This is a genomic window from Escherichia sp. MOD1-EC6162, assembly GCF_002965125.1.
GTDB lineage: Bacteria > Pseudomonadota > Gammaproteobacteria > Enterobacterales > Enterobacteriaceae > Escherichia > Escherichia marmotae.
On the sequence record NZ_PTSB01000086.1, the window covers coordinates 1 to 683 of the forward strand.

The window sequence follows — 683 nt, forward strand, 5'->3', positions numbered from 1 at the left end:
TCCTGGCTGATAAACCGCCCGCACTCCGGCGCATAATATCTGAACAGATTGTAATGCAGCCCCGTTTCTTCGTCAAAGTACTGCCCCGGCAGTCGCAGCGGCTGTTCAAAGTACGCCCCGCTGTTGCTGATGTCGCCCCGGTTTTCTCCGAACCCCGCCTGGTAGCCCGCCCACACCAGTGTTCCGTCCGATGCGGTCACCTCCTGTACCGTGCCCGTCAGGTCCGTGTGGTAATACCAGATTTTCCGGCTTTCTCCGCGCCCGGTGATGGCCGCCACCGGCGTGTACGGCTGTTCCGCGTCGTACAGGTACGTCCGCTTTCCCTGCCACGTTGTCTCCTGCAACAGCCGGAATCCTTCCCACACAAACGTCGTCCGCCGCTGTTCCCTCTGGTTCGTATGGCGGCCATACGTCGCCTTGCTGATACGCCTGCCCAGCGCATCGTACTGATACCGCGTCTCGCTGTTGCTGCTGATGACCCGCGTTAACTGACCCTGTGCGTTCCACTCCAGTTGCTGTTCTCGCCGCTCTGTCAGTTCACCCCATTCGTTATAGCGGTAACGGTCACGCCCGTAGCCCGGCAGGCGGTTGTCCATCACCGCTCCCTGATATTCATCCGTCAGCAGGTTGCCTGCTTTGTCGTAATAATAATGGTCATGGTCGTACATCTGCCCCGTACGACC

1 protein-coding gene is annotated in these 683 nt (G+C 59.6%); it reads right to left on the minus strand.

Annotation, left to right across the window (positions count from 1 at the left end; genetic code table 11):
- Positions 1-683 (minus strand): RHS repeat-associated core domain-containing protein (locus A9587_RS24255; RefSeq protein WP_172955473.1); only part of this gene is annotated, 683 nt, incomplete at both ends.